The sequence below is a fragment of the Salinispora pacifica CNR114 genome (assembly GCF_000514775.1).
Classification (GTDB): domain Bacteria; phylum Actinomycetota; class Actinomycetes; order Mycobacteriales; family Micromonosporaceae; genus Micromonospora; species Micromonospora pacifica.
In genome coordinates this window covers 165,500-192,119 of the sequence record NZ_AZWO01000008.1, presented here as the reverse complement: position 1 = coordinate 192,119, position 26,620 = coordinate 165,500, and the positions used below count along the sequence as shown (strand labels likewise).

The 26,620-nt window shown below is 69.7% G+C and carries 18 protein-coding genes; 8 read left to right on the top strand and 10 right to left on the bottom strand.

What is annotated here, in order from left to right; translation table 11 throughout:
- Positions 1-190 precede the first annotated feature (190 nt).
- The 5 genes from B118_RS29535 to B118_RS0107460 form a co-directional block, all read right to left on the bottom strand.
- Complete coding sequence (locus tag B118_RS29535) at positions 191-8,176, bottom strand: SNF2-related protein (protein WP_050592790.1); 7,986 nt, start codon at positions 8,174-8,176, stop codon at positions 191-193.
- 341 nt (positions 8,177-8,517) lie between these two features.
- Positions 8,518-8,796, bottom strand: a complete 279-nt coding sequence (locus B118_RS28040) for a hypothetical protein (protein WP_238323877.1) — start codon at positions 8,794-8,796, stop codon at positions 8,518-8,520.
- Positions 8,797-8,906: 110 nt separating this feature from the next.
- Complete coding sequence (locus B118_RS28035) at positions 8,907-9,728, bottom strand: hypothetical protein (protein ID WP_019031274.1); 822 nt, start codon at positions 9,726-9,728, stop codon at positions 8,907-8,909.
- An 855-nt stretch (positions 9,729-10,583) separates the two neighbouring features.
- Positions 10,584-11,702, bottom strand: coding sequence for a M23 family metallopeptidase (locus tag B118_RS29530; RefSeq protein ID WP_050592789.1), 1,119 nt, complete (start codon positions 11,700-11,702; stop codon positions 10,584-10,586).
- Between the two features lie 5 nt (positions 11,703-11,707).
- On the bottom strand, positions 11,708-12,247 hold the full coding sequence (locus B118_RS0107460) for a hypothetical protein (protein WP_043541082.1): 540 nt from the start codon (positions 12,245-12,247) through the stop codon (positions 11,708-11,710).
- 358 nt (positions 12,248-12,605) lie between these two features.
- Here B118_RS0107460 and B118_RS0107455 point away from each other — a divergent pair, with 358 nt between their 5' ends.
- The 8 genes from B118_RS0107455 to B118_RS0107420 all read left to right on the top strand — a co-directional run bounded on the left by B118_RS0107455 (position 12,606) and on the right by B118_RS0107420 (position 22,137).
- On the top strand, positions 12,606-12,902 hold the full coding sequence (locus B118_RS0107455; protein ID WP_019031277.1) for a hypothetical protein: 297 nt from the start codon (positions 12,606-12,608) through the stop codon (positions 12,900-12,902).
- Positions 12,899-13,672 (top strand): DUF8175 domain-containg protein, encoded by a 774-nt coding sequence (locus tag B118_RS0107450; protein WP_028192587.1) that lies wholly within the window; start codon positions 12,899-12,901, stop codon positions 13,670-13,672. The genes B118_RS0107455 and B118_RS0107450 overlap by 4 nt, the downstream gene beginning before the upstream one ends.
- A 65-nt stretch (positions 13,673-13,737) precedes the next feature.
- Positions 13,738-15,018 (top strand): hypothetical protein, encoded by a 1,281-nt coding sequence (locus B118_RS0107445; protein WP_028192586.1) that lies wholly within the window; start codon positions 13,738-13,740, stop codon positions 15,016-15,018.
- Positions 15,019-15,023: 5 nt separating this feature from the next.
- Complete coding sequence (locus tag B118_RS0107440) at positions 15,024-16,520, top strand: SCO6880 family protein (protein WP_043541075.1); 1,497 nt, start codon at positions 15,024-15,026, stop codon at positions 16,518-16,520.
- 26 nt (positions 16,521-16,546) lie between these two features.
- A complete protein-coding gene (locus tag B118_RS0107435) occupies positions 16,547-18,001 on the top strand; it encodes a hypothetical protein (RefSeq protein WP_238323876.1) in 1,455 nt (484 codons plus the stop codon).
- The gene (locus tag B118_RS0107430; protein ID WP_028192583.1) at positions 17,998-19,869 is read left to right on the top strand and encodes a type IV secretory system conjugative DNA transfer family protein; all 1,872 of its coding nucleotides are present in this window, start codon (positions 17,998-18,000) and stop codon (positions 19,867-19,869) included. Before B118_RS0107435 ends, B118_RS0107430 begins: the two co-directional genes overlap by 4 nt.
- Positions 19,866-20,072: a hypothetical protein gene (locus B118_RS0107425; RefSeq protein ID WP_028192582.1), complete on the top strand. Its 207-nt coding sequence runs from the start codon at positions 19,866-19,868 to the stop codon at positions 20,070-20,072. Before B118_RS0107430 ends, B118_RS0107425 begins: the two co-directional genes overlap by 4 nt.
- Positions 20,062-22,137, top strand: coding sequence for a toprim domain-containing protein (locus tag B118_RS0107420; RefSeq protein ID WP_028192581.1), 2,076 nt, complete (start codon positions 20,062-20,064; stop codon positions 22,135-22,137). Before B118_RS0107425 ends, B118_RS0107420 begins: the two co-directional genes overlap by 11 nt.
- 283 nt (positions 22,138-22,420) lie before the next feature.
- Here B118_RS0107420 and B118_RS0107415 read toward each other — a convergent pair whose 3' ends face one another.
- The 5 genes from B118_RS0107415 to B118_RS0107395 all read right to left on the bottom strand — a co-directional run bounded on the left by B118_RS0107415 (position 22,421) and on the right by B118_RS0107395 (position 26,609).
- Positions 22,421-23,839 carry a hypothetical protein gene (locus tag B118_RS0107415; protein WP_028192580.1) on the bottom strand — a complete coding sequence of 473 codons (1,419 nt, stop codon included), beginning with the start codon at positions 23,837-23,839 and terminating at the stop codon, positions 22,421-22,423.
- The gene (locus tag B118_RS0107410; protein WP_028192579.1) at positions 23,836-24,228 is read right to left on the bottom strand and encodes a hypothetical protein; all 393 of its coding nucleotides are present in this window, start codon (positions 24,226-24,228) and stop codon (positions 23,836-23,838) included. The genes B118_RS0107415 and B118_RS0107410 overlap by 4 nt, the downstream gene beginning before the upstream one ends.
- A 121-nt stretch (positions 24,229-24,349) precedes the next feature.
- A complete protein-coding gene (locus B118_RS0107405) occupies positions 24,350-25,174 on the bottom strand; it encodes an adenine nucleotide alpha hydrolase family protein (RefSeq protein WP_202902324.1) in 825 nt (274 codons plus the stop codon).
- Positions 25,174-25,632 carry a DUF4913 domain-containing protein gene (locus B118_RS0107400; RefSeq protein WP_028192577.1) on the bottom strand — a complete coding sequence of 153 codons (459 nt, stop codon included), beginning with the start codon at positions 25,630-25,632 and terminating at the stop codon, positions 25,174-25,176. Before B118_RS0107400 ends, B118_RS0107405 begins: the two co-directional genes overlap by 1 nt.
- Positions 25,629-26,609, bottom strand: coding sequence for a hypothetical protein (locus B118_RS0107395; protein WP_028192576.1), 981 nt, complete (start codon positions 26,607-26,609; stop codon positions 25,629-25,631). Before B118_RS0107395 ends, B118_RS0107400 begins: the two co-directional genes overlap by 4 nt.
- Between the last annotated feature and the right edge of the window lie 11 nt (positions 26,610-26,620).

The following is a 26,620-nucleotide window of genomic DNA, read 5'->3' as shown; positions in this document are numbered from 1 at the left end:
GTATGCCGATTGGGTGGGCCGGTCCCGCTCGCGGCGTCTCGGGCAGAGATGAGGTTGGTGCGACAACAACCGATTGGCCAGTTGTCGCCGGCCGGAGCGACTCCTACGGCTGCGGGATCGCCGGGCGGGGTGACTTCCCCCGTGGTCACCCTGCCCGGCCGTTCCCTAATGGCAGCGAGTCGCGTTCTGGTCAACGTCCATGGGCGTTGCGCGTGGTAGTCGCCGGCGGAGCAGGATCTGCCGGTGCCCGGCTGGAATCGGCCGTCAGCGCGGGCCGCCGTGCGGCATGGCCGGCCCTCGCCAGAGCTGCCGGCCCTGAACGTTCCTGTATCGCCGAATCCTTCCGCCCAGATCCCGAGTGAGCGGCTGTCCCCGGCTCTCCCTCGGCGGAGGCCCCTGCCTTGGATCGCACAATACGACGGTAGTGATCCCAGGTGCCGCCTCGGTCCGGGTGGCCTTCCGGGCAGTGCACCTCGGCGTCGTCGAGCCGTGCTAGGGCGAGGTCGAAGTCGCCGCGCCTCATCGCTTCGGTGGCAGCCGCGAATGCTTTCCGTCCGGCCTTGCGATTGATGTCGTGGATGCGTGCGTCGCCGAGGCGTTCGCCCTCCAGCACCTGGGGGTTGGCCTGTGCGTAGTCGGCCATCCACTTGCGCTCCTGCTCCGTCGCGCGCACTGTTTCGGCGGCACACCGCTGCCCGTCGCCTGGGTTCTGCTCGTCTCCGGGGCCGTACTGTTCGAGCGCGAGTACCAGTTGACGCTGCCGTACCCGGGTTTGCCGGTCCGTGAAAGCGACGTCGTGGGGCGTCTGCTGCTGAGGTTCTTCGCGACGATCCGGAGTCTCGGGGCTCGGGGTCGGCGGGGACGGCGGGGACGGAATCTCCTTGGTGGCGTGGGTGAGCACGTATTCGCGGCCCGCGTGCCACTCGGCGAGGGAGAGCACACCGCATGCGCGTGCCTCGTCGAGGCAGTCCAGTGCGCTGGTCAGGTCGCCTGCGGCGTGGGCGGCCTCGGCCTGCTGAAATGCCTCTTCGCCGCGCCGCTGCCGGACCTGATCCCACTGCGCCGGCGTGCGGTACGGAAACCCGAGTACCTCGGGGTGGTCCGCGATGTGGGTCTTGATCCACTCCAGTTCCGTTGGGGTAGCGTCGACCATCTCGGCGATGTAGCGGTGCGCTGATCCGGTGCTCCGGTGGTATCCGGCGGCGTGCTCCTCGATCTTCAGTGCGATCTGGCGATAACGGATCTGCTGCTCCCGCTGATCGAGGTCATCGCTGCTTGCAGGTTCTGCCTGGTCGGGACCCGGCGTACCCACACTGCGCTCGGGCTCTGCGGTGTGGTCGGGATCGACGTGCGGCTCGTCGTCGTCCGGTATGCCGGCGGGCTGGGTTGCCTCCGGTTCCGCCTCAGCCCGAGCGGCGATGGCCTGAACACCGGCCGCGGATCGAACTGCGGCGTGGACTGCTTCGGTGGCGGCTTCCTGCAACGCGGCCTGGTCCTGCTTGTCGCCGAAGTAGGCCCACCGGAGGAGGTCGATGCGCTCCTCGAAGGCGTCCATGAAGGTGTTGGCGAGCATGTCGGCGAATGGGTGCGTGAAGTTGTCCAGGGAGTTGGCCAGCGCCCACATCTGCGTCCGGGGATCATTGGCCAGACCGGTCAGCACGTCGGAGAGCCAGGTGATGTCGTCTGCGCTCGCGCGTGTCCCGGGGCCGGCAGCCCAGGCATCGAGGTTGACCGGTGCCGTCACGGCGACGGTGGCAGCTGGCGGTGTACCCGCGGACTCTGCCGACGGTTCAGGTGTCTCGGTGAGTTGCTGCGCCCGGTCCGGCGGCGGCTCGGCACGGCGAGGTTCAGGTTCAGCAGGGGGTGGGGCGGCTTCTGTCGGCGGGTTGGTGGTGTCCTTGTGCGCCCCGGGCCAGTCTGCGGGCTGGTCGATCGGGGTGAGTAGGCACCGGCCGAGTTCGGTCTGCCGGTGGCCGTCCGTGGTGTCGTGGCCCTTGATCTTGCCGTTGACGTGGACGTATGTGCCGTCGCGGAAGGCGTTGAGGTTGGGTGCTCGCCACGTCCACAGGTTTCCGGATGCGTCGGCGAGGTAGAGCGTGGTGGCGGCGGACTGGCCGCCACCACGTCGGTGTCGGTTGTAGCGGCGAGCGGCGAGGACACGGGCGTCGAAGCTGACCTTGTCGCCCTTCTGGCCCTGCCAGGCGGACGTTGCCGTGGTGTGGCGGATGGCTTGGTCTTGCAGGTGCCGCTGGTAGCTGGAGACGGCGGAGACCAGGGTGGCGAAGTGGCGTGGGCCGACGGTGTCTTCCGTGGCGGCGAGCCGGAGTTGGTAGGCGTAGTCGCTCGCGTCGCGTTCGGATAGCGCGATGGCGTACTCGCGTGTCGCCACGGCGTAGGCGCGGGTTTCGTCGGTGACCGCGGCCTCTAGTTCCTGCCGCAGCCCGGTGGCGTCGTACCCGTCGCCGTTGATGGCGGTGTCGACGATGGCGGCGGTTGGGACGAGTTTGCCGTCGCTGGCGTCGGCGTCCCGGCGGGACACCCAGCCGTAGGTCTGGATGGCGGCGGCGGTGAGGGTGAGGATCTGGATCGTGTCGTTGCCGTCGGGGTGTCCGGGACGGCCGGTGCGGATGATGGCCGGGTCGACGTGCTTCGGTGCCGCTATGGCCTCGGCGGAGGCAGCCGGCGTCGTTGGCGATTGGGACTTGCTCGCGTCGGCGATCTGCGCGTTCACCTCCTCCAGCCGAAGGAGGGCGGTGCGCAGCGCGTCGGCGTGTTTGAAGGGCGCGTCCAGACCGCTCGTGATCCGGTCGAGGTCCTGTTCCTTGGCCGTGAGGTCGCGTTGCAGTTGCCCGACGATGGCGTCGAGTCCACGTAGCCGGTTTTCCAACCGGTTGACCAGGTCCGCGTTGTCCAGCTCGGCTGGCGAGAGAGCGAACTCGGCTCGGGGCAGGTCGGGCAGGCTGACGTACAGCAGGCGCCGGTTCTGGGCCTCGATCCACCGATGTTCGGCGACGACGTGGAATCCACCGATGGTGGCGACCTCCTGCTCGCCGCGCGGGGGCGGGGCGGTGAGCGCCTTGAGCGCGTCGCGTAGGAGGAGGTTGCCCTGCTTGCGCTCTCCGGTGCTCTGACCGAGCACGGTGATGCGGAACTTGTCTCCGCTCGTGTCGATGCGACGGGCGCGAGCTGCGGTGGCTTCCTCGATCTCGGTTCGCAGGATCGTGATGTCCTGTTCACGTTCGCGCCGGACCCAGGCCATCCGATCGCGTTCCCGGTGGTGCGAGCGCTCCATGCGCTCCAATTTGGTCGCTTCTGCTTGCAGTGCGGCCTGGTCGAGCAGCAGAGGGTTGCCGGTCGCCAGCGCTTTCACTTCGTTGTATGACAGCGCGGCGTCGCCGATGTCCTCGATTTCGCGGACGTCGAGCCGGCCGCGCATGAGTTGCGCGATGAACTCGGCCTTTCTCGCCACCGTCTGCCACATGAACCCATCGAAGGAGCCTTCGGTGACGTATCGGATGATCTCGACTTCAGCGTTCTGGTTGCCCTGTCGGAGGATCCTGCCTTCTCTTTGTTGGAGGTCCGCTGGCCGCCACGGGCAGTCCAGGTGGTGCAGGGCGACCGCGCGCTGCTGCACGTTCGTGCCGACACCCATTTTCTCGGTGCTGCCGATCAGGACGCTGATGCGTCCGTCGCGGGCGGCGGCGAACAGGGCCGCTTTCTCCGCGTCGTTGCCGGCCTCATGCATGAACCGGATCTGCCCTCGGGGCACGCCACGAGCAACGAGCTGCTCTCGCAGCTCGTCATAGGCGTTCCAGCCGGCCGCCGGTACGCCGAGGTCGCTGAAGACGATCTGAAGCGCACCGGGACGCGGATGGGGTTGGCCGTCGCTGTCGCTGAAGATGTCGTCGCGGTGTTCGGCGTACACGCGGGCGATGGTCTCCGCCGCGGCGGCCAGTTTGCTCGGCGCTTCGGGGTCTATGCCGCGGATGGCGAGCAGCGCGGACTGGACTTCCTCGCTGAACGGCCCGGACCACAGCAGCCCAGGCGGAGCGACGACTGGACCTGGCCATGCCGTCGCCGCCGCCCGTTGCCCGTCGTCGCCGACGTGTGGTCCTGGTGGAGGCTGCTCGCTCCAGAGGCTGGCGAGTTCGCCCGCGAGCCGCTGGCGGATCGCCGGGTCCGCGAGGCGGTCGTAGGTGTCCATCAGCCCGGCGAGCTGGTCCGCGGTCACGGGATGACCGGCGTCTGCCTCCAGGTGTGCGAAGGCGAGGGCCTGCCTGAGGGTGTGTGGCAGGCTTCCGCTCCAGACCACGCGGCCGGTGGCGTCCTCAACGCTGTTGGGCCAGATAACGCTCCTTCCGGCTTGCGCGTACGGTGGCTCGGTCGCCCAGTGGTCGATCAGGTGCTCGGCCACCCGCTGCCGGACGTCGGGGTCACCGAGCCCGGCGTAGTTGGTCAGCGTGTCAAGGATCTGGCTGCTCGAAAGCGTGCCGGCGCTCCAGTCGTGGCTGTCGGAGAGGTGCAGCAGGGCCTGTTCCGTGGCGTGGTCGAACTGTCCCGACCACAGCGTCTCGCCCTCGTCGTGCCACACCTCGCCGGGCCATGCGGCAGTAGTGGGGTCCAAAGGGTTGGGCCGTTGCCGGGACCACAGGGCGGCGAGGTTCGCCGCCACGGCGGCGGCTGGCTCGTCATCGAGGACCTCGAAGCGGCGCAGGACGTCGGCGATCTCGTCTGCCGTGGGTGGCACCAACCTCAGGTCCATCGCGGCGGAGCGGCCGTTGTGGGTGATCTTCAGCAGGTTGTCGTCGGTGGGGTCGACGTCGCCGCGCCGGACCTTGTCGGCCCGGTCGACCAGGGCGGTGAGGTAGTCGCTCAGCCCGTCGCTGGCGGGTATGACGACCGTGCGGGGCAGACGCTGACCGTCCTCTCGTTGCTTGAGCGCTGGTACGGGCAGGGCTAGGTCTTCGGCTGTCTTGACGTCTGCGACCTGATGCAGCAACCGCAGCAGCTCGGGCACGTTGTAAAACTTGGCGAAGCGGCTGTTCATGCGTAGGCCGCCGCCTTCGGGGACGACTTCGATTCCCTCGACCGTCTCGCCGAATGTCGCCGCCCAGGCGTCGAACTCGTCGATGTTCAGTGAACGCATGAGGTGCGGGGCGAGGTACATGAGCATGGTGTGGACCTCGCCGAGCGAGTTCGCCACGGGGGTCGCGGTCGCGATGGTGCCCACCCGGTTGTGGGTCTCGCGCAGCCACCGCAGCTTCATGTCCAGGTCGGTGGACCGGTTGGATCCGGGGATGCCCATGCCCGGGATTCGGCTCGGCCTCTCCAGGTTCTTGAACAGGTGGCCTTCGTCGACGAACAGGTAGTCGACGCCCATCATCTCGAACGTCAGGCCGGGGTCCTTCTTCGTGTTGAGCTTCTTCTTGATCCGTTCCTCGGCCCGACTGATGGCACTTTCGAGTTGCTTGACGAGCCGCTTCTGACCGGCGGCGTCCGCCGACGCCAGCCGCCGCTCCAGCTTTTCGATCTTCGACTTCAGGTACGTGCGCTGGTACTTCGGCGACATGGCCACCTGCTCGAACGCGCGGTGGGTCATGATGACCGCGTCCCACGCCCCGGTCGTCACCCTGGCCTGGAACAGCCGGCGACGGTCCGCGGTCAGGTCCGCGCTGCTGGCGGAAAGTAGCCGCGCCTGGGGGTACAGCTGGAGGAACTCCCGGCTGAATTGCTCCAACATGTGATTCGGGACGATGATCATCGGCTTGCGCACCAGGCCGAGGCGACGCAACTCCATCGCCCCCATGAGCATCTCCGCTGTCTTTCCGGCACCGACTTCGTGCCAGAGTCCGACCGACGGCTCGTTGACGATCCGAGCCACGGCGCTGTACTGGTGCGGGTGTGGTTTGAAGGTGAGTGCCAGGCCCGGCAGGGTCAGCTTTGCCCCGTCGTAGGAGCGCAGGACGAGCGAGTTGAATCGCTCGTTGTAAATGGCGAGGTGGGCGTTGGCGCGCTGCGGCTCTCCCCACAGCCAGTCGCTGAACCGTTCGTTGATTTCGGTCGCTTTGGTTTGGGCCGCGAGTGTGGCGTCGGCGTTCAACCGGCGTTTTTCCGTGACGGGATCGACGTCGTAGACGCGCACGGGCCGCTGCTTCAGCAGGTCCTCGGCGATGTCGACTGCGGATCTCCGCTCGGTTCCCCACGTGCTTGTGGCGAGGGTCGTGGCGCGCCGCTTCGAGGTGACCGTCCAGTCGGCTGCGCCGACGCCGTGTTCGACGGCGAGGGTGGGGTCGTCCAGGAGTTCCTGCAGGAACTGCTGCACCGTCTCGCCGCTGACCCAGCTCGCGCCCAGCCGGACGCGAATCTCCTCCGGTGTGAGGTCGGCGGGCTTCACAGCGGTCAGGGCCTCGACGTTGGGCGCGTACCGCTCGTCCTGCTCGGCTGCGGCGCGGGCCTGGTCCAGTTTGATCCGCACGTTGCCGGACAGGTACTCCGCTGCCGGGACGAGCCGGTCGGTGCCGGGCTCGTCGAAGACCAGGGTGCCCAGTTGCTGACGCGCGTCCTCCTGGTCCAGGCCAAGCAGCCACGCCACCCGCTCCAGCGTGATCTGGCCGTACACGTCCTGGCAGATGGCGAGGGCGTCTTCGGGCGTCTCCGCGCCGAGCTTCGGTGCGCGAGGAGCGATCGCCCGGGTGGTGAAGATGTCGGACTTGTAGGCGACCTGCGATGCCTCGTCGAAGCGCTCCAGGGCGTAGACGAGGTTGGAGAACGGATCGGCGCGGAATCCGCCCTGCGCGGGGGCGACCCGCCGCAGGATCGGTTCGCCGGTTTCCTCGTCGACCTTGCCCGTCTCGTAGGTGTTGTAGCGGTTGATCGGCCCGAACCGGGAAACGTAGCTGTCGTAGCGGCGGCCGAGCTGGGCACGAAGACGGCCGATTTCCTCGGTGTCGTCTAGCGTCGCTGCCTCCGCCTCCAGCAGCCGCATGGCGAGGTTGCGCAGCCGCAGCAGCTCTCGCAGTTCGTCGCCTTGCGTCTTCGGCGGCGCATACGGCTCGTCCTGGCCGTTGATCACCCGGGTGAACGTGCCGTCCTTGCGCAGCGCCAGGTAGCCATCGGGCTGCTGCTCCGCCGCAGCGACGAACGCGATCGGCTGCGACTGCGTGGCCTGCCGGGCGGGGCTGTAGGTCAGCGCCTGGGCTTGCGCCTCCGCCACGATCTCCTGCAATGCAGCGCGCAGGGCCGGGGCGCAGTCGCGGTCACCGACGACGGCCAGTTCGTCCCCGCTGTAAAGGCCGCCGGTGCCGAGCCGGCCGAGCACCCGCCCGGGGCGGTCGAGGAAGTAGCCATTGACGCGCACCTCATCCTCGCCCAACGTGATCCGCCGGGTGGTTTCCCACTCCCGGGTGGCGGTGGCGGGGCGGCCCTCCTCACGACGGCGCAGGATCAGTACGTCCATGACGGCATCGGTGCCAGCAGCTCTCGCCATGGCCTTTGAGGGCAACCGAACGGCACCGACCAGGTCGGCGAGTCCGGTGATCTCCCGGCGGGCCGCGGGGTTCGCCCGGTCCATGCTGAAATGCGAGGTGAGCACCGCCATGAGCCCGCCTGGCCGCAGCAGGTGAAGGCTTTTGATCATGAAGTGGTCGTGAATGCTATGGCCGCCAGGGTTGTGCCGGCGGTCCGTCAACGCGACCTTGCCAAAGGGAACGTTTCCGACGACGAGATCGAAGGCACCCGTGGGAAGGCGGGTGTCAGCGAAGCTCTCGTTGAGGATCCGGGCGTCCGGGTAGAGGGCCGCAGAGATGGCTGCGGTGACCGGGTCCAGCTCGACACCGACCATCTGCGCATGCTCCGGCGCAAAGGCGATGAAGTTGCCGCTGCCGGATCCCGGTTCGAGTACGTCGTCGCCGGTGAAGCCGAGCTGCTGCACGGCGTCCCACACGACTTTGACGACGGAGGCGTCGGTGTAGTGTGCGTTGAGCGTCGTCCGTCGCGCGGCGCGCCACTCGGTCTCGTCGAGCAATTCGGCAAGCTGCTCCCGCGCCCACACGTAGGTGCTGTCGTCGCGGTCCGGGTCGAAGACGGCGGGGGCGGCACCCCATCCGGACCAGCGGGCGAGTACCTGTTGCTCGTCGACGGTGGCGGGCCGCTGGTCGGCTTGCAGCGTGCGCAGCACCCGCAGCGCGGCGATGTTCGCCTTGATTCGGGCGGCCTCCCCGGAGGGGGCAAGGTCCGCCTGCTCCGTGGGCCGGAACCTCGGTCCGCTCGGTGCCGCCTCGGCGTCGTGCGACTCAAAGCCGGAGGAGCGGACGGAAGGAACGGGATCGTTCTCCGGCTCGATTGGGGGTACGGGCGGCGCGGGGTGTGGCAGGTCCGCCAGTTCGCCAAGCAGGTCGGTGGCCGCGGTCGGGGTGTTCGTCGGCCGCTGGGCGGGGGCGATGTCTGGTGCGGTGGAGTCGGGTGAAGCCGTCGCTACCGGGGGCGGTAGCGCAGCCCCCGGTAGCGGTGCGGCAGGTTCTAGCGGGTCGGGCTCAAGTCGGTTGCCGGGTCGGGCAGCATCTCCCGCAGGACCTGGCCCTCGGCGCTCAGCCTGGCGTTGTTGAGCCGGCCGACCTTGCTCAGGTACGTCTCCTGCTCCGGGTCCGGGCCTGCCAGCGTCCTGCTCAGCTCCTCGATCTGCTGGGCGATTTGCTCCCCCAGTTCCGTGAAGAACTCGTCCGGGTCCTCGATCTGCCGATACCGATTCGGCAGGTGGCTCCTCCAGTGACTCATTGCTTGCGCTGCGTACTGGTTCACTCGTTTCCACCTCCAACTCGTCGAAGTCGTCCGGCTCCGACGCACGCGCCCAGAGGTAGTCGTCGAACGACAGCTGCCCGGCTATCTCCTTGCGCTTCCTTCCCATGGAATCACATCCCCCGGTGCCTGCGGTCGCCCTTATCCAGGCCGTTGTTGTGGTGGTTCTTGGCCGCCGATGGGGCCTCGCGGGCCGCATGGTCGCCGCTGGCGGTCGATGGTGTCTCGGCCGGTCCGGCGAGTCGGGCGAGCTGGGCAGGGTGCTGGCCGGGCCGTTCGTCGGCGATCGCCCGAGCCGCCTCGGCGAGGTCGTCGAGCCAGTCGACGGCCGGTATCCCGTCGATGGCGTTTGTGGCAGCGAGCTTGCTGTCCCGGATCGGGATGATGATGCGGTTGGCGGTCCAGTACGCCTGTCTCCATCCGTCCTTGACGGCGTGGGTCCAGGCGACGCTGGCGGCGGCTGCGGCGCGCTGCGCGTTGGTGCGGGCGCGGTTGTCGCTGGCCGCAGCCTCGAATGTCCGCCCTAACGGACGATTACTTCCCGCTTCCGTACTCGCTCCGTCGTGACGTCGGACTTCGTCATGGGCCGCGGCCGTCAACTGGTCCAGGAGTCCGCGCACGACGCGCCCGGGGTCGTTCTCGTCGCTGAGGCGGCCGGTCGCCTCGTGGGCGGCTGCGGTGATGTGACCGTCCACAGCCAGGACTCCGGCTCGCTTGCCGGAGGCGAAACCGAGCGGGAAGACGGCCTTGACCACAAAGTCAACGCCAACCAGCTGTCGATCGTCGGCGGGTGAGACCGGTGCCTCGTTCCACCCCTCGTTCCACGCTACGGCCGTTAAGGCGGCCAGGTTCGATGGGGCCGGCCAGGACGCATCTGCCCAGTAGTAGCCCAGATGCGCTGCGACAGCGTCCCGGGTAAGAGGTCGGCGGGTCATGGGCACCTCCGCGCCGCAGCCGCAGCCGCAGCGGCAGCGGCACGGACGCCGACCAAGGCCGGGGTGGCCTGTTTCGTGACGGTGACTTGCGGAGGATGGCGTCGTCGGCGCGGAACGGTCATGCTGCGGTCCCTCGTCTATCTGGTGTGCGGACGGGCGACTGCCCCGTGGATCGGCGCTCCACCGGGCTGGTGGGCCGGGGAGCTAGCGGCAGCGCCCGGCGCGGCAGTGGGCGGCGCCGCAAAGCTCAGCTGGGCAACGCCATTAGGCGGAGCTTCCGGGTTGGCCGTCCCGGCGGTGCTCGGGTCGGCAGCGGCGGTGGGTGTTGCCGACGCCGGTCGTGGATGCGTGGGCGTAGTTCGGGAGGTGACTGCTGGCGTACGGGCATAGGCCCGTGCGGCTTCGGTGTGCAGTGGCCCGTTGGTGGCGTCGGTGAGCAGGGTGAGCGTGGTCGGGTTGGTTCGCACAGCCACCCATGGCCGGTCCGCGAGACCAACACGGTCTGCGATGCCGCGCACAATCTCCGACCAGTCGTGGTCGGAGAGTTGGCGTTCACCGGGTTGGGTACGCAGGGCGAGTGCCGTCACGCGGGCCCGGTCGGCAAGCCGTCGTAGGTCGACACGCCAGGTGCCCGCGTGCCACCCGCCGCCGACGTCGATGACGCGCGTTTCGGCCAGATGACTGCGATTAGCAGCTCGGCCCACCGCCCGTACCGTGATCGAGCCGGCGATCTGTCGCGAGGACTGAGAGTCGTAAGCACTTACCAACATTGGTGATGCCTCCAGAAATGGCCGGGCTCGCGAGGAGCGCCAGCAGGAACCAGCGACAAGAAAGTCGGAAATGCCGAGTTCCTGCTTATCGATGGATATGCACCCCCACCGAGTCCAACCAGGACAGCGGGTCGACCGCGTTGGCAGCCGTCAGCGGCGGCGCGTTTCGGTGGACCTCGAAGTGCAGGTGTGGACCGGAGGAGCGGCCTGTGCTGCCGACCCAGCCGATGAGCTGCCCGGCCTGGACTTGCTCGCCGGCGGAGACGGCGAGACGCACGGCGTGGCAGTAGCGGGTGGCGATGCCATTGCCGTGGTTGATGTTGACCAGCAGCCCGCAGCCCGACAGGTTCGGGTTTCCAGGCCGGTCGCAGTACGCGCTGTCGCACCGGGCGGCCAGGACGACGCCAGCCGCAGCGGCGTAGATCGGAGTTCCGGTCGCCGCGGCGAGGTCGACACCGTCGTGGCTGGGCCGCGATGGCGGCCGGAACCTGCTGACGAGTTGGTAGCTGTCGGCGGGTAGCGGAAGGCGCCAGGCGCCGGTGCCTCCTGCTTCGAGGGTGTACTTGCCGATGCGGGAGCGGACCTGCTGGGGATAGTCGTGTGCCTTACCTGCAGCCGGTACCCCGCCGGCGTTGGCGATGCAGCTGCGGCCACAGAAGTAGCCGGCCCAGGCGATGTCGAGCGGGTCGCCGTTCAGCACGTTCGCCGCGATGTTGCGGGAGGCCCACGCGACGAGGTCGCACATCAGGCGACCCATCGCGTAGATGGCGTCTTCGGGGTCGTCCGGCCCGTTGCGTCCGTCGTTGTCGTAGTCGTCGCCCCAGTTCGCCCACGTGCCGCGCTGGAACTGCGCGATGCCGATGGCAGGCCCACCGCGCTCGGGCGGGTTGTCGGCGACGGCGTCGGCACGCCAACTGCTCTCCAGGTCAATCTGCGCGGCGATCATCGGCGGCGTGATCTGGGGGCAGATCGATCCGGCGCGGACCACCCAGGGAGCGAGGTAACGCGCATGGGGCGGTATGGCGTCGACGTTGAGTGGGCCGCTGGCGGGGGCGGCGACCAGCGCCGGGCTCGCGGCGAGCAGGGTGGCGGCGCCCGAGGCCACGAAGGCGACCAAACCGGCCGCGATGGCCACCACGCCGGTGAGCAGCAGTACGAGGGCGCGCACCGATGTCGGGCTGGCTTGTCCGTTCGTGCCGGTCATCGCGATCAGCCGATCTCGTATTCGCTGATCCGCCACCCGTCCGTGCTCGGCCGCAGGCCGCACACGACGGTGTGGCGTTCGAGCGTGCCCCGCCAGCCGTCACGCCCAATCGGTTGCACTGTCACGAGTGCGCCGACGTGCCGCTGTTCGGCGGTGTCGGGCGGGAGCGCGTCGCCGGCGTACGGGCCGAGCTGAACGTCGGTGTAGGCGCGGTGGTTGAGCAGTTCCTGCCATTGCGGGGTCTGGCGCGCCGAGTCCTGGTCGACCACCGCCGCAGCCAACCTGGCGTCCAGGTACATCGCGGCCCGCCGGTAGACGTCGGCGCGATCACGGTCGACGGCGGTGTCCACGCGATGCGCGGCGACGGCGAACGCCGCGCACACCGCGTGCGGGTCGTGGTAGTCCACCGACGGATCTACGAGCTGGGTCGACGCCGCCACGGACGGCTGCGGACGAGGCTGAGGAGTTGTTGCCGAGCAGGCGCCGAGCAGCCCGGCCGTGAAGACGACCGCCAGTAGGGCGGGAATGTGACTGGAGCGGATCATGCTGGTCACGCTCGCGTCCGCCCGTAGGCGGCGACGCTGCCGTAGCGCCGTAACGCCACCGGCTCCGCGCCCGAACAAGAGGGGAGCCCAGGGCGTGGATTCGCCTCGCCGACATCAATCGGTTCGGCGACCCGCGGAGAGCCAGCCATGGGACCGGCCTGCTCAGCAAATCGCGGATGCCCCTCTCGCTCCGGATACCCGCGCGCAGCAGCGGTGAACAGTTCCGGACCAGGGCTACCCCTAGCGCCCGCAGCGCTCCCGTCAACGTCGGCGGTAACCGTAACGGCTCCGCACCCCGACGAACGTCTCCGGCAGCGGCCCCGACTGGGCCGCATTTCGATTGTCGGAGGAGATCGAGATGGTCCTCAAGCTCGTCGTTGCCGGCCAAGCGGTGCTTGCCGTGAACGCCCCGAATCCGGCGCCGTCGGCACCGCCCGGAATGGAAGCGGTAGCCACCAGCTTCCTCAGCTGGGGAAAGTGGATCTTGCTGGTCGCGGGCGTCCTTGGATTCATGATCTGCGCCGGGATGATGATCATCGGACGGCGTAACCGGTCGCAGACCGCCGTGGATGGCGCCGCAGGCGTGCCCTGGGTGCTCGCCGGACTGGCGCTGACCAGTCTGGCCGCCGGCATCGCGGGGGTGGCACTCACGTGAACCGCCGCATCTCGCACACGGCGCCCCGCCGCCGCATCCGTCCCATGGTCGTCGCCGCCGTCGGGTTGGCACTGCTTGTGCTGGCTTCGGTTGCGGTCGCCCGCAGTGGCGACGACACCCGGAACGATCACGCCTCGCCTGGGCAGCCACTCACCGAGGCAAATGCGCCGGCAGACGCTCCGGCGTCCGACGTACCTCAGCAGGTGGCCGACGAGGTCTCATGGCCTACCGACTTGACCTGGACCACCGTGGCGGGGCTGAATCTGCCGGTCTCCGCCACTGCGGGTCCCCGCGACTCCTCCGCTGGGCGAGCGCGAGGCTTCGCACAGACACCGTCCGGTGCCGTTCTCGCCGCACTGCACCTGCTGGTGCGGACCAGTCCGCAGGTGGGGCCCCGGATCTGGGAACCGACGCTGCGTGAGCAGGTCGTCGGGCCGGATGTTGCGGCATACATCGACGCGGTGACCCAGGACTACGCCGTTGCTCAGGAGCAGTTGCAGATTCCCTACGGCGATCCGCTGTCTCCCATCTACGCCTCGATCGCCGGGGTCCGCATCGACTCGTACGGCCCGCATGCGGCCAGCCTGCGGCTGCTCATCGAGGCGCCGGACGGCAACGGTGGCGTCGCCCGCGCGGCCACGGTGGTGCAGGTCTCCTGGACGGGCACGGACTGGAGTCTGATCGCCCCGCCCCGGGGCGACTGGTCCACGGTCCGCGCCCTGGTCGGCCCTGCCGTTGTCCGCAGCTACACGCCGCTGCCGGGCAGGTAGCCATGTGCGACGCGTGGGATCTCAAATGCCAGTTCAAAGAGGGCGCGACGGAAGTCGCTGGCGCCGTGGCCGACACGATGATCGGCCAGCTTGCCGACCTGATCAGCCAGGCCCAGTCCACGCTGATCACGTCGACCGTGACGTGGTGGCTGTACCTGCCGCCGGTCGACGTCGAGCATGCGCCAGCGGCACAGACTCTCCAGCGGTGGATGCTGCCGTTCGCCTTGATCGTCTCGGTCGGCGGCATCATGTGGCAGTCCCTCCTGCTGATTATCAACCGCAAGGGGGAACCGCTCGTCGCGGTGGTGAAAGGGCTGTTCACGACCGCGTTGTTCGGCGCGGTAAGCCTCACTGGCACGCAGATGCTGCTCCGGGCGTGCGAGTCCTACACCGAGTGGGTCCTCACCTGGGGTATGGACTGCGCGCCAGGGCTCGGCGTCGACCCGGGCTGCAAGACCAACGCGCTGGCCGCGCGGATGCAGATGCTGCTGCTTCCGGTGGGACCGGGTATCGGCAGCGTCCTGGTGGTCGTCGTGGGCATGGTCGTGCTCGTGGCGAGCATCGTGCAGGCGATGCTGCTGTTGTTCCGTAACGGCGCCATCATCATCCTCGCCGGAATGCTGCAACTCGCCGCCAGCGGCAGCTTCACCGCCGCCACCAGTAACTGGTTGAAGCGGGTGCTCGGCTGGCTGCTTGCGATGGTCTTCTACGAGCCGTTCGCCGCCACCAGCTACGCGGTCGCGTTCATGCTCGTCGGCGATCCGCAGAACCGGGATATCTCGACGTGGTTCATCGGTGCCGGGATGCTCGGCATGACGCTCGTGGCGTTGCCGGCCATGATGCGGTTCTTCAACTGGACCGTCGGCGCGGTACAAACCACCGGGAACTCCGCCGGCATGCTGGCTGCGGCGGGCGCCGCAGGGCTGCACGCGGTCGCGTCGAGACGCGGCTCATCCGGCATGTCCGCGACGGACTATGCCCGGGATATGGACCGCCGCTACCCGCCGCAGCCCAGCGGCGGCGACAGCGGATCGGGCACGCCTCGACCGACCCCGCCGGTATTCACCGGCCCCTCCCCCACCGCTGGTGCCGCCCCCTCGGCGAGTACCGCGACGACCACCACCGCGAGCGCCTCAGCCGGCAGCGCTACGACGACGGCGACGGCCGGCGGCAGCGCCGCAGCCGGTGCGGGCGCTGGTGCCGCAGGCGCCGGTGCGGTCGGGGCGTCCGCCGCAGCGGGCCCTGCCGCGCCTGTCGTCGCCGGTGTCGTTGTCGGCGCGCAGGTGGCGGGGGCAGCAGTCAAGTCCGCGGCGAGCACCGCGTCCCGTTCGACGGAAACCGGGTGATCAGGATGCCTACGAACGCTCAGGCCGAGGAGACACGAACCTACGGTGGTTGGCGTCGCGCTCGACCGCTGGGCATGTTCGGGCTCGGCTTCGGTCAGACGATGGTGGTGCTCGCGGCAATGACCGTCGCGCTGATCACGGTGTCGGTGAGTCTGACCGCTCTCGCGGTGGTCGGCCCCGTCTGCCTGATCGTCATCGTCGGCAACGTCGCTCAGTGGGACGGTGTGTCGCTGGCGCAGGCGCTCGTGCAGCGTTTCCGCTGGGTCGCCGGTTCCGGCCGTGGCCGCACGAGCTTCCGCGGCGGCGTGATGTCGGCGCAGGAGCACGCCTGGCAACTGCCGGGCGTGCTCGCCCCGACCGTCCTGCTGTCCGTCGATGATGGCCACGGCGGCACGTACGGCGTGGTGTGGCATCGCCGGCTCAGGACCATGACCGTCACCCTGCGGTGCGCCGCCCAGTCGACCTGGCTGGCCGACCCGGAGGCGGCGACCGCCTGGGTGTCGAACTGGGGCGGCTGGCTGGCCGGCCTCGGTCACGTGCCGATCGTGCGATGGGTCGCGGTCACGGTGGACACCGCGCCGGATTCCGGCACCCGGCTGGCTGACTACATCACCGGCCGGCTGGCACCGGACGGGCCAGCGGCAGCGGTGCGAGTGATCCAGCAGCTCATCGCCGCCGCACCACAGGCCGCCGCTGACGTGCAAACGACCGTGTCGATCACCTTCGAGCCGGCTGCGTCGCCGGCCCGTCCCAAGACGGTGCCGGACTGTCTCGCGGAGGTCGATCGCGCCTTGCCCGGCTTGCAGGACGCGCTGGCCGGGTGCGGGCTGACGGTGCTGGGTCGGGCGACAGCGGCGCAGATCGCCGGAATCGTGCGGCACGCCTTCGATCCGACCAGTCGAGGCGAGGTGACCCGGCTGCTCAGCGCCGCGCCGGACGCGGCAGCCGAGCTGCTGGACTGGAGCAACGCCGGCCCGGTCGCCGCCGAGGAACACACCGATCGCTACGAGCACGACGGCGCCACCAGTGTGACCTGGGCGTGGCACGAGGCACCGCGTCAGCCGGTCACGCACCACGTGCTCGCCCGGCTGCTCGCCCCCGGCGAGCAGCCGAAACGGGTCACGCTGCTGTACCGCCCGATGACCGCCGGGCAAGCTGCCGGCGAGGTCGAGCGGCAGGTCAACGCCGCCCAGTTCCGGTCCGCCTACCGGCGAGCCCGCAAGCTCGATCCGACCGCCCGGGACATCGCCGACCACGAGCAGGCCGCGCAAGCCGCACGAGAAGAAGCGCTCGGCGCAGGTGTCGGCCTGATCAGCCTCTGGGTGACCACCACCGTGTTCGATCCGGCCGACCTCGGCCGGGCCGTCGCGGATGTGGAAAGCCGCGCGGAGACGTGCAAGGTGCGGCTTCGCCGCCTGTGGCGTTCCCAGGCGGCCGGGTTCGCCGTCACCCTCCCGGCCGGGATCTGCCCGCCGGTGCTGGCCCAGCAGTGGCCGAACTGATCTTCCCTCTCTCCAGGAGCACTCCCATGGCATTCGCAGATATTGACGTGACCGCGCTCGGCCCGATCCCCCCGGCCTGGGGATGGCGTCGACCGGGCGCCGGTCGCGCCGTCCACGTAACGGCCGGTACCGAGTACCAGGCCACGACCGTGCAGGCCGCCGGCTTGTACCCGTTCACCGCCGGCAGCGGCGCTCCCCTGCTGGGCGTGCCGATCGGCCGCCACCAGCTCTGGGGTGAGTCCGTGCTGCTCGACCCGTTCGAGTGGCTCAACGCCGGACTGATTACCAACACCGGTGTCTTCGTGCTCGGCCAGCCGGGTGCCGGCAAGTCCGCCCTGGCCAAGCGGCTGGTCATGGGAATGGCCGCCACCGGTGCCCAGATCTTGATTCTCGGTGACACGAAGCCGGACTACAGCCGGGTCGTGCAGCACCTGGATGGCCAGGTCATTCGGGTCGGCAGGGGCTTGGACCGGATCAACCCGCTCGACGCCGGCCCGCTCGGCACCGTGCTGTCACGGATGAGCGGACCCGACGCCGACCAGCTTCGCCTGGAGGTACGCGGGCGGCGGCTGACCCTGCTCATCGCCCTGTGCACGCTCGTGCGCGACGGCGGGCAGGTCAGCAACACCGAGGAGGTCGTCCTCGGCAGGGTCGTCGACCTGCTTGCCGAACGGCGCACCGGAGATCCGGTGATCCCCGACGTGCTCGCGGTGCTTGACCAGGGACCGGACACCATCCGCGCCGCGGCGCGGGCTACCTCGGCGGCCGACTACCGCCGCCGGATCGACGACCTGGTCGCCACCCTGCGCCTGTTGTGCGAGGGCACGCTCGCCGGTGTCTTCGACTCCGCCACCTCCACCCCGATCGACCTGTCCGCCAAGGCGGTCAGCATCGACATCTCCCGGGTGGCCGCCGCCGGCGACAAGCTGGTCGCCGCGGCGATGCTGTCCACCTGGAGCTACGGGTACGCCGTCATCGACGCTGCCGCCGTGCTCGCCGACCAGGGTCTCGCTCCCCGGCGGCGACATCTGGCGATCATGGACGAGCTGTGGCGGGCGCTCCGGGGAGCGCCCGGGTTGGTCGAGCCGGCCGACGCGCTCACCCGGCTGTCGCGCAACCTCGGCGTCGCACAGATCATGCTCACCCACTCGCTGGACGACCTGGACGCGCTGGCCAGCGACGAGGACCGCGCCAAGGGTCGCGGCATGGCCGAACGGTGCGCCATCAAAGTCTTGGCCGCGTTGCCTGGCCGGGAACTGGACCGGATCAGCCAAATGGTCCGGCTGTCCGTGCCCGAGCGGGACATGGTCGCGTCCTGGGCCGCCCCCGAAGCACTGGTGCCCGGCGCCATGCATCCCGGTCGCGGGAAGTACCTCGTCAAGACCGGCGAGCGGGCGGGAATGCCCGTCGCGCTGCACCTGGTCGGCGAAGAACTCGCCCTCTACGACACCGACGCCGCCGTACGGGCAGGTGCCCGATGAGCGGCATCCGCAACCAGCAGCCGATCTACCCACGCGGTAGCGCCGGCGGATACCCCCTAGCCCCGTGGCTGATCCTGGGAGCCTGCGCCGCCACCGCGGCCTTGACCTGGCTGGCGTGGATCGCCGGCCGCCTCGCCGCCGTGGCCGCCGGCCGCCCCTGGGACACCGGCCCGTCCTTCGGCTGGGAGTTCACGAAGCGCCTGCTTGACCAGGACTGGCAGCATTTGTGGCCCGGCGTGCCACCGCTACTGGTAGCGCTGCTCTACGCGCTACTGCTTACCACGACGGTCGTGCCCGGCTTCTGGGCGTGGGCGTGGTGGCAGGCCCGCCGACCGCAGGCCGGAGACCCACTGCCGTCCCTCGCCCGCACCCGCGACGTCGACGAGCTCATCGGCGCGACCGCGCTTGCGCGGGCACAGCGGCTACGGCCGAGCCTCGCCGGACGTGCACCCAAGCAGGTGCCCGCCACCGCGATCGGCATCGCGCTTGGACGACTCGTCACCGGGGGCCGCCGCCGCGGGCCGGTCCTGCGGTCCAGTTGGGAAGACGTGCTCCTCGCCGTGATGGCGCCCCGGGCCGGCAAGACGACCAGCCTCGCCGTACCCCCGATCCTGGACGCCCCGGGACCGGTGCTCGCCACCAGCAACCGCTCCGACCTGTGGGCCGCCACCGCCCGAGCCCGCGAGCGGGTCGGCCGGGTCTGGACGTTCGACCCTCAGCGGGTCACCCGGCAACCTCAAACCCTCTGGTGGAACCCCTTGGCCACCATCACCGGTGTCGAGGAAGCCGCACGGCTCGCCGACCACTTCATCCAGGAGATCCGCGGCGTCGGTTCCTCCGACCCGTTCTGGCCGCTGGCCGCCGGGGACCTGCTCATGTGTCTGTTCCTCGCCGCCGCCAACTCCGGCGGCACGCTCACCGACGTGCAAGCCTGGCTGTCCGACGTGACCAGCCGCGAACCGGTCACGCTGCTGCGCGCCGCCGGGTACCCCCAGGCCGCCCGTTCGCTCGCCGGCCGTCAAGGAGGGGCCCCGGAAACCAGAGACGGCGTCTACGAAACCGCGCGTACGGCCGCCCGGTGCCTGTCCGATCCGGAAATCATGGCCTGGGTAACACCGCCGACCAGCGCCCTGGACCGGCTCGACGTGACCACGTTCCCCGGCTCCCGCGACACCCTCTACCTCCTGAGCAAGGAGGGCGCGGGTGCCGCCGCTCCCCTGGTCGCCGCGCTCACCGACGCCGTGTTCCGCACCGCTGTCGTCCACGCCGAGGCGGCCGGTGGCCGCATCGACCCGCCCGTCCTGGCGGTATTGGACGAGGCGGCCAACATCTGCAAGATCAATGACTTGCCGCAGCTTTACAGCCATCTCGGCGGTAGAGGGGTCATCCCGATCACCATCATCCAGAACATCGCCCAAGGCCAGGGCGTGTGGGGCGAGCGCGGCATGACGGCCCTCTGGTCCGCCGCCACCGTCAAGGTCATCGGCGCAGGCTTGGACGACGCCCGCCACGCCGAGGACATCTCCCGCCTGATCGGCGACCACGACGTCGCGACGACCTCGATCAACCGTGACGGCAACGGTCACACCAGCTACTCCACCAGCGCCCAACGGCGCCGGATCCTCGAACCGGGCGACCTCCGCGCCCTCAAGCGGGGGCGGGCGATCCTGCTAGCGACCGGCGCCCGAGCCGCCATGATCGACCTGATGCCGTGGTATCGCGGCGACCACGCCGACATCATCGGTGCCGACACCACCGCCAATGTCGAGGCCATCACCCGCACCGCCCGCGCGGACCTGGGTGCCGACCACCTCGGTCCGTCGAGTTCGGACACAACAACGTCCACCGACCGCGGAGACCTGTCATGAGCGACCACTCCGCCCGGCTGTCGGCCGACCTGCGCTGGGTCGAGGCGATGCTCACCGACCTACAGCGGCAGATCGACGAGCTCGCCGGTGAGCTGCGGGCGCTGTCCCACCTCGTGCATGTGCACACCCTCGCAACGCTGCGGGCGGACACGGACAGCACGGTTGCGTCGGCCACGCCCACGGAGGCCGACGATGCCCGGTGAGCGGCCCGCCCCGCCGCCGGAACGCCTCTACGCGGTCAACGCCGCCGCCGCCCAGTTCTACGCCAGCCGGCTGCCTGTCTCGCGCAAGGCGGCCCGCTACCTGCACAGCCACGGCATCAACACCGCAGCGGACCCCACCGGCCCCTGGCAGGTCGGCTACGCACCGGGACGGTGGACCGAACTGGCAACCCACCTGCGGGCAGCGGGATTCACCGACGAGGAGGTGACCGGCGCCGGTCTCGGTTTCATCCAAAACAGGAGCGGACACCTACTGGACCGCTTCCGCGACCGGCTCATGTTCCCCGTCACCGACGTGCACAACCGCGTCGTCGGATTCACCGCCCGCGACCTGGGCGGACGCGCCGAGGCCAAGTGGCTGAACACGCCAGAGACGGCTATCTACCGCAAACGCCTGCTGCTGTACGGTCTCGGCCAGCAGCTCGCGAACCGGCCCGCCGGTATCGGCGACCCGATCGTGTTCGTCGTCGAGGGCGCCGCCGATGTCCTCGCGATGCACCGCATGGCCGCCGCGCACGCTGCGATCCCCGAGACGCAGCCGCTGTACGCGGTCGCACCGTGTGGCACCAACCTCACCCGAGATCAGCTCGACCTGATCCAACAAACCCTGCCAGGTGCCCACCTGATCCTGGCCTTCGACGGCGACGACGCCGGACGTCGAGCCGTCGACCGGGTGTACCCGGTCGCCTCTCGATGGCCCGGCCAGGTCTCCGGAGTACGCCTGCCGGAGGGACAGGACCCTGCCGACACGCTCGGCGCCATGGATCCCGTCTGGGCGATCAGCGAAATCATCGGTGCCGTCCAGCCTCTCGCTCAGGTCCAGATGACCAACACGATCGACCGGCTGTTCGCCACCAAGCGGATCACCGATCCGGTCCGATTCGTCGAAGATCGGATCACCGCCTACCGGGCTATCGCCGAGTTGTTCGTCGACGCGCCGCACGCCACCCGTGACATGGCCGAAGCCGCCGCCGAGCGGCTCGGCCTGGCCTCGACCGACGTCGCGCGTGGGGTCATCGAGGCTTGGAGTGCCCGCACCGACACCCCCGGCGGAACCGACCCTCCTCCGGACACGGCCGCCCCGCCCTCCGCTGATGAACCGGCGGCAGGCCCACCAGCCGAGGTCCCGACGCCCTCCAGCCCTTCTCATGGCGTAGCCGAGACGGACATCACCGTCTCGGCCACAGCTCACAACACGGGGAGTCGCCGCGCCGGCACCACTGCTGCGATCACACGCCACGACCCGAGCAGCGGAATCACCGTCTGGGCACTTGCCGACGGCATCGGCCGCCACGCGCAGGCCGCGACCGCCGCGCAGATGGCGGCCGACATCGCGGCGACGGTCAGCCTGCGCTCCACGCCAGCGGCCGGGCTGCACGCCGCGCGGGCAGCGATCAATGCCTTCTACAGCGGGGTCCACCCCAGCCAGGCGGGCGACGCCTCCCTGCTCGTCGTCTCTGCGTACCCATCCCCGACACACCGTCACGGCGTACGGTGGGAGCTTGCCTGGGCCGGCGACTGCCGCGCCTACACCATCCGAGCCGGCCAACTTGCCCAGGTCACCGCCGATCACACCGCCGCCCGGCAACGCCGCGATCAGGGAGAGCACCCATCGCCCGGTATCGTGGACGTGCTGCTCACCTCCAGCATCCGCGCCGGCGACATCAGCGTGTGCCCTCTTGACGAAGGGCCGCTGCTGCTGTGCAACAACGGCGTGCACCGCGCGATCCCCGAGCGCCAGCTCGCGGCAGAGCTGGCGGGCATGAGCGATGCCCAAGCCAGCGCCGACCGGCTCGCCCGCGGGGTCGGGCAGCACAACGCGCGAGATGCGACGGTCCTACTCATCCACGCCCGATCCGCACCACCGGCTCTGGTCACCACGACGACCAGAACCAACGCCCACGCGACGGTGACGGCGTCAGGATCCCCGGCGGCCCTGGCCAAGACCTCCTTCACGGAAGCAGGAACCGGTCCTGCGGCGGTCACGACGCCGCAGGTCGAGTCGGTGCGAGGGTTCGGTCAGCCGGCCGCCGGCCGGCGACGCTGACCGACTGCGGCCCTGTGCGTCCGATCGGAAAACGCAATCGGTCCCCGGGAAAGACCCGGGGACCGATTGAAAGCCTTGCTTCCGGCGTCGTAGCCGCCCCGCAGAGGAGACGGGCCAGAGGAACTGGGCGATCCACCGGTTGCGCACCCGGTAGGGCCCTTACTCCGGAAGCTTACGAAGAACAGCCTAGAGCGCCCTGCCCACGATTTGCTACCCGATTTCCCGGAGACTCGGACCACTGAGGCGAGCGGAACCTCACACCAACCTGTCCGGCGACATTGACTCACCGGCGCGAATGATCGTGGCGGCTCGGACGTAGCAGGACCTCCCGTGCAGCCCGGTCTATCGCGCCTTTCGCCTGCTGGCTCGGCTCGGCGTCGACCGGCGCCGCGAAGGCGAGCTTGGCCAGGCGTGGTGCGGCGCGGGGTAGGTGCGACGGCGTCGATGCGAGTGCGGAGGCCCCCACAGCCGCGAGCGCTGACCTCAACCGGTAGACCTGCTCGTCGTCTGGCTGCGCAACGCACCATCGTGCGACAGCGTGGTACACGAGCGACCTGGGCACGCGTTCGAGTTGCCGGCGGCCGAGAACGAAGAAGTGGCGGTTTCGAGCGGCCGTCTGGGTTGCCACACGCAGAACCTCCGACAGTGACGGGAGCACCGCCGCCAGCTTGTCGATCGCTTCGAGTCGGGACCCACGGCTGGTGACATGGCCTGGTCGCGGTGGCCCGGGACGGACCCATCTTGTTACCAGATCAAGCTCACGGGCTGTCTGCGCTGCCGCCGGGCCGTGTGGGGGCGTGCCGTGTAGCTGACCGGCTGCGTGGGCCGCTGCGCTCCATGATCGCCAGTCCGCTCCAACAGCGCCGGGTGAGGCGAGTGCGCTGACCGCGAGTGCCGCTTGGGTCGCCTTGGCCAGGTGCATGACGCGCACCTCGCCGGGGTTGCGGTGCATCCAGTCTCGCGTCGCGACCAGCGAGCGCAGCGCCGACGCGCCATCGCTGATCGCCCGGCGACCTACCGGGACCGGTGGCGGCGGTTCCAGCAGGTGCAGCAGTGATGGAGCGTCGCCGGCGGCCGAGATCATCTGGTGCACGACCTCGGTCAGGTAGCCGTTGCTGGTCCAGCGGGCCTCTTCCGCCACCGTCTCGAAAGCGCCGTACGCGAGTCGATGGCTGCCGGACAGCCACTCAGGTAGCCCTGCGTCGATGGCCAGCATATCGGTGGTCAGTACGGCGATGTCGGCCAAGCCGGCTTTTCGCCCGGCACCGGCACGAATCGCCACGCCCTCCGGCGTCAGCGGCTCCCGGGCCGGCGGCGTGTGACCGGCCAGGATCTCCCCGGCCACCGCGATCGCCTCCGCCGCCGACTCCAGATGGCGCCCGACCCGGCAGATCGGGGGCGTGGCGGGGGCAGCCTGCCGGTCGCTGCGAGCCGCAGCGGTGAGTCCCAGGTAGAGCCGTGTCGTGTGATCCCCCGCCTGCATCCGCAGAGCGACATCGACGGTTCCGCGGTCGATGTCGGCACGAGCCGGTTGGCCGCCGACGACCAGCTCCACGAGTTTGGCCAGCCGGGCATAGACCCGCTGCCGGGCCACGACGGTCGCTCCGACGTCATCGAGAGTGACCGCCGGATCGGACGGTAGGCGTGCTTGCGCGCGGGTGAGCTCGTCGTGCGCCCGCGACAGCCAGTTTCCGTACGTCACACCAGACCTCGCACCGCAGCGTTCAATCGCTCGGCTGTCGCGGCGTAGGCGAAGCGGCGCTGGGCCGACACCTCCGGCTGCTGACTCGCCTGGTCGTAGCCGTCCCCCAGCACGGAGACGAGGCGGATGAGGGTCCGTTGCGTTGTGGTGGACGTGATCGAGGACCGCGCCGTGGTGACGGTGACGGCGATCGGTGCCGGTTCGGGGTACAGCTCGGCGAGCGCGGTGAGCAACTCGAACCCGAGCAGTGCCCACTGCTGGGAGGGCACATCCGGAGAGTCGAAGGCCAGACAGGCCAGTCGCAGGCCGGCTTGCGCCTCCGTCTCGTCGACGATTCCCCGTTCCTCCACACGAGTGATGGCCTGCTGCAGCACGGTGATGTAGTCCATTCCCGGATCCTTCCCACGGCCCAGAACTCTGTCCACAACGGCAGCGAAGCCCTGTGGATAACCGACGAGGCATGTCGCGCCCCGCCCTCGGGTGCTCGCACCGAGCAGTTGTCGGCGCTGGTCAGGTGAAGCAAGAGCTGTTGTCGCAGAGGCCGTCGCCAGGTTCAAGGTCGAGCCATGGCAGGGTTTGCTGCGCTTCGGGGATCGAATCGGCGAGGGGACGGCCGTACCGCGTCAGCCAGACCGGATCTCTGCCGAGCGTGCTCCGCCGCGCGTTCAGGAGAGTTTCCAGGTCGCAGGCCGAGTGGAAGAGGTTCGGCCGATCGCGCCGCATCTCGCCCCAGCCTCGGGGCGTCTTGAGAGGGCAGAACCAGCACGCGGACTTGGGCGGAACCGGGAGTTTCGCCCTGGCGATGATACCCGCGCAGTCGTGGCGGCGTAGTGGAGGATCGTGGTCAAGCAGGGGGTACACCGGGATCTCGTACGGCATCGCCTGGCGTCTGTTGACCCGTTCGATCTCGTCCAGGCTGATGCCGATGCCCACCGTCGCCGGCCTGTCACGGCTCGCGCCGTGCTGCTTCAACCACTTTCCGATGACCTTGATCTTGAAGTCCACAGTACATGATCTTGTGCCGGGTGCGCCGTTCGACATGCGAACCGGGATGGGCAGGCTTCGGGATCCCTCGCGGGTGAGTCGGCCCCACAGGGTCTCGACGGTGCCGTCGCGGCGTGTGCGGTGCAGCTCGTGAAGCTCGATGCCGTGCGCCGCCGCGTACGGCTTGGCGTACCGCTGGAGGTACTTTAGCGTTGCCGGGTCTTCGGAGTCGGTGCCGGTGTTGGCGAAGAGGAATGTGGGAAAGTTGATCTTTCCGGTGGCGGCGAGGACCAGCAGCGCCGTCGACTGGACGCCTCCGCCGAACGCGACCGCTCGGATCGGGGCGGTCATCAGTCCCACCACCCGTCGGGGGCGGAGTCGGCGGTCGCCGACGGCAGCTCGGTGTGACGGGCTGTGCGGTCTTCGTCGACGGCCCGGCACTGTTTGAAAGGTCCGTCGTCGCCGAGTAGTTCGTGGATGTGCCGGTCGACCTCGACCGACCAGCCGGACATGCCGGTCGGGGCGAGGCGGCTGACTTCCCAGGAGCGCCAGAGCAGTTCGAGGCGCCAGATGGCCTCTGCGTGGCGCCACCACTGCGGGCACCAGTGCCAGCGTTGCCCGTCGACGCGCCACGCGAACATCGGGAGGAACAAGCCGGTGACCCAGGCTTCGACGGTCGGGAACCTCAAGGCGGCCGGCGCCTCGGTGGCACCGGGTGCCTGGTCGTCGAGCCGCTGAGTGAGTTCCGCGACCTGGGTCTGCAAGGCGGCGACCATTCCGGCCAGGTCCTCGTCACGGCGGCTGGTCACCGGGTCCTCCTCTGGGCGGGATGCGCGGTCGGGGTACGGGCTGGCATGGCGCTCGGGTGGGCGGTGAGTGCCCGCTGCGCGGGCAGGGCGAAGGACTCGGCTGCCAGCCGTGCCGCCGCTGGCGTGGTTGCGTCGTGGGCGCTGGCATCGGCGGCGAGGTCACCGGCGCGGCCGGTTGCCGCTACGGCGGCGGCGCGAGCCGTCTGGTGTTCGTTGACGGCGGTGGCGGGGTCGTCAGGGGTGGCTGCGGTGGTGACCGCGGTACGCTGCTCGGCCTCGGCCCGGTCGAGGAGGGTCTCAATGTGGGCGAGTGACTGCGCGGACCAGCCGCTGTCTTCGAGGTTGCGCAGCAGTCGGGCCCGGCCAACCGGGTCCAGCGTGCCGGCGAGCCGGGTGATTTCCTGGTCGAGTTCTTCACCAACTTGGGTGAGCGCGCCGGCGGTGGGCGCCCGGCCGCCATGTGGCCGGGCGGGGCCGGATCCGGACCAGACGTAGCGGGCCGCGTCCGCCATCGCGTCCTGGCGTGACAGGCCGGCGTCGCGGCCCCGGTGGTAGAAGTCGATCAGGCTCGGGGCGCGGCGGCGCAGTTCCTCTTCGGCGGCGGTCAGCACGGTGGCGTCGGTGGGATTGCGGTCGGCGTTCTGGGCCGCCTGTCCCCAGTGCCGCGCCACCTCGACGACGGGCAGGTCCGCAAGGTAGCCGCGTAGCCGGTCCTCGTCCCCGGCGAGACGGGCCCATTCCCGTTTGCGTCGGGAGGCGTCCGCTGCGGCGAGCCGCTCGGCTTTCCGGTTCGCCTTCTGCTCGTCCTGCTCCCGGCGTGTCTGGTCGCGTAGTTCCTGTTCGGCTCGGTTGGCTTTGGCTCGGGCGTTCTCAGCGGCCAGCCGCGACCCGGCCTCGACGAGTACGCCGAGGGCCATGAGCCGTTCCATCGCGCGCTGGTTGCCCTCGCTCCAGGGATCGTGATGCTCGGGTTCCATATCGGCGACGC